Consider the following 2,996-nt stretch of genomic DNA (forward strand, 5'->3'; position numbering starts at 1 on the left):
GCCCCGGCACCCAGGCCACGGGTCAGCTCCCGACCGACGTCGAGCTTGACGTCGGATACGCTCGGCCCCCGCGATGAGTTGGGGATGGTGCGGGTCAGGACTGCTCGGCGTCGTTGTCGTCCTGCCGGGGTTGCTCCACGCTGGTGCTCGCGGTGGGGCTCGGGTCGGCCTGGGCCGGGTAGATGAAGGTCAGCGGCGCATCGGAGACCAGGAGGATCCGACCGGCGGCGGCGGCCTTGGTGCAGTTGTTGCGCACCGCCCCGGAGCTGACCGCACGGCCGAGCTGCCCGCTGATGGCGGTGGCGATGTCCTGCGGACTCATCGCCCGGCCCGGGTTCGCGGCCAGGACGTCGAGGGTCAGCTTCTCCAACTCGCCCCGGCCAAACGGCTGGCTGCCGTCGGCGTTGGCGGTCGCGTCGCTGCGGCCCACACTCGCGGTGATGCCTGTCGCGCGCGGCGGCGTGCGACGGGGCAGGGCGATGATGTGGGTCTCGCCGTCGGATGCGACGACGTGCAGCGTGCCGTCCGGCCGGATCAGGGGCAGCACCGCCGCCGTGGCGCTCGGCGCGGTCGCCAGGCCGCGGATGACCTGGTAGCACAGCGGGCAGCGGGGCGGCTCCGGGTTCGGGTCGACCTCGCTGGCCTTGGTCGGGCCGACGATCCACCGCTGCGGCAGGCCGGGCAGCCGGCGGGCAGCGTCGGCCTGCTCCATCGCGGTCAGCAGCCGCGAGGCGGTCGGGTGACTGATACCGCTCTCGCCCACGATCACGTCGAGAGTCGCGCCGCCGTCGCCGTAGTCGGCCAGGACACCCTTGATGGCCATGACCTTGCGGTCACCAGGGCGAGCGGGCTGCACGGCCGAGACCGTCGGTACCTGCTCGTCCTCGCCACTGTCGGCGTCGTCCACGGTGGTGCCGTCGGGCTCGGTCGCGTCGTCGCTGTCGAGTTGGCTGCCCGATTGGTCGGCCGCCTCGGTGTCCGGCGTGTCGGCGGCGTCATCGCCGCCGTCCTTCGGTCGGTCGTTCTCGGCGCCGTGGACCGCGTCGGTGGGCTGGTGGCCCATCTCCATGTGCGGCTGGTCGGCCGCGTCGCCGGGGTCCGGGTCGCCGATGTCGGTCCCGCCGGCCGCGTCGGTGGGCAAGGGGGCATCGGCGTCGCTCGGCGTGGCGAGAGTCCACCTCGCGGGGGTGCCCTCGGCCGGGTCGGCGTCGGGGTCCACCGCGACGATGACACCGGCGTCAGCAAGGGTCTTGATCGCCTTGTCGGTGGTCGAGCGGGCCTTGCCGGACTTGTCGGCCAACTCGTGGACGTCGCCCTGACCGAGGTCGGTCAGGGCGTCGAGGACGGCCTGCGTGGCAGGCGTCAGCGACAGCTGTTCCATCAGGGGTTTCCTTCCGTGGGAACTGGTGGGGACGCATGGCACGGTGGTGTGCCGGGCGGTGGTGCGCCGGGTCGCGGGCAGCGGTCAGTGCGGCAGGCACGTGACGTCGTGCGCTGCCGAGGGGTGCCGCCCAGGTGCGGCCCGGTGGTCGTGGCGGTGGGTGGTGCCGCGTCGGCCGGTCAGCGGCCGGGGACGGCCTCGTCGGCCTGCAGGATGTAGAGGCGGTCCTCGGTCGGGTCGCGGTAGATCCCGGCGTCGGCGTGGGACAGCCGCAGCGGGTTGACGCTGCCGGGCGGGCGGAGCCTGGCGTCGGACCTGTCGACCTTGATGTGAGTGGCGTGTCCGGCGAGATTCTGTCGGCGGCAGGAATTGGTGTGCGGCAGGACGACCAGGACCGTGTCACCGGGGTTGACGTAGCGCCGCCGCACCGACCGACCCGGGTTCGCCTCGGCGTAGGCGGCCCGCGCCTCGTCGCCGATGAGGGTGTCGATCCAGTTGCGGGCGTACCGGTACTCCCGGGCCAGGTCCCTGATGGTCTCCACCGGGCCGGCGACCGTGCTGGTGGAACCGTTCAGGTCGTCTTCGTTGATCAGGAGGGTGCGCAGCCGGTCCACCGCGAGCAGCAGCTCGGTGCGCAGGTGCCGCAGGTTCGCGGCGGCTTCGGGCAGGTGCGCGGCGGCGGGGACGGGGTCGGCGGCGTGTTGGTCGAGGGTGCGCTCGGTCGTCGCGGTGATCCAGCGGCTGATCGTGTCCAGGTTCGGCATGAGGCCCCGCTTCAGGTGCTGAGGTGGGCGAGTTCGGCGGGGTCGAGTTGGTTCGGGGTACGGTTGCGCCAGGTGTCGGAGTGGCGCAGGTGCCACCAGCGCAGCAGGGACCGGCAGGCTGAGGCGAGGTCACCGCACGCGGGTAGCGGATACACCGTGGCGGGCGGGGCCTGGTGATGCGGCCGGGCGATGTAGGCGGTGGGCGTCCATTCGTGCTCGGTCTCGGTGACCTCGCCGACGACGCGATCCGGGTAGGGGATGTCGAACACGCCGGCGGCCTCGGCGTCGGGCACCACCAGCCAGGTATGCGGGTCGTTGCGCTTCAGCGTCGCCACGCCGCGCGACGGGTCGCAGCGCCGCAGGAGCAGGTACCGCTCGTCGCCGTCGCCGATCGGCCGGTGGTTGCGCCAGGCGTGGTAGCAGGTGACGAGCGCGGTGCCGAGGACGGTGTGCCGTTCGCGGGCGACGAGCGCGTCGGTGAGGGTCTGGTGGTAGCTGGCGATGTGCAGGTCGGCACGGGCGGCCAGCCCTTGCCGGGCCGTCTCGGCGAGCACACCGACCCGGGTGAGGACCTGGTCGACGTTGGTGGTGCTGTCGGTGAAGTCACAGGCGGTCTTGTGGAGGATGCGGGCGAGGTCGCCGATCGGTTCGGGGGTGGCGGTGTCGTGGCGCCACAGGTGCTCGGGTAGGACGTCGTTGGTGTCGGCGGCGATGCGCCGCAGCGCGGGATCGATTAGGAACACGAGGGTTCTCCTCTGCCGGCGGTGGTGCTGTGGGCACGACGAGGCCGACCAGATGGCCGACATGGGCTTCCTGCCGCAGGTCACCAAGCTGCTGGAGCAGGTCGCGCC

At 72.5% G+C, this 2,996-nt stretch carries 3 protein-coding genes; all 3 read right to left on the bottom strand.

Annotated features, from left to right (window positions below; all coding sequences use genetic code 11):
• Positions 1-94: 94 nt before the first annotated feature.
• The 3 genes from AB0C20_RS35885 to AB0C20_RS35895 all read right to left on the bottom strand — a co-directional run bounded on the left by AB0C20_RS35885 (position 95) and on the right by AB0C20_RS35895 (position 2,888).
• Positions 95-1,381: a MarR family winged helix-turn-helix transcriptional regulator gene (locus AB0C20_RS35885; RefSeq protein WP_357569685.1), complete on the bottom strand. Its 1,287-nt coding sequence runs from the start codon at positions 1,379-1,381 to the stop codon at positions 95-97.
• Between the two features lie 179 nt (positions 1,382-1,560).
• Entirely contained in the window at positions 1,561-2,145 is a 585-nt protein-coding gene (locus AB0C20_RS35890) for a hypothetical protein (RefSeq protein WP_357569686.1), read from the bottom strand.
• Positions 2,146-2,156: 11 nt separating this feature from the next.
• Positions 2,157-2,888, bottom strand: coding sequence for a hypothetical protein (locus AB0C20_RS35895; RefSeq protein WP_357569687.1), 732 nt, complete (start codon positions 2,886-2,888; stop codon positions 2,157-2,159).
• Positions 2,889-2,996: the final 108 nt, after the last annotated feature.

The organism is Micromonospora sp. NPDC048843 (assembly GCF_040649965.1).
GTDB lineage: Bacteria > Actinomycetota > Actinomycetes > Mycobacteriales > Micromonosporaceae > Micromonospora > Micromonospora hortensis.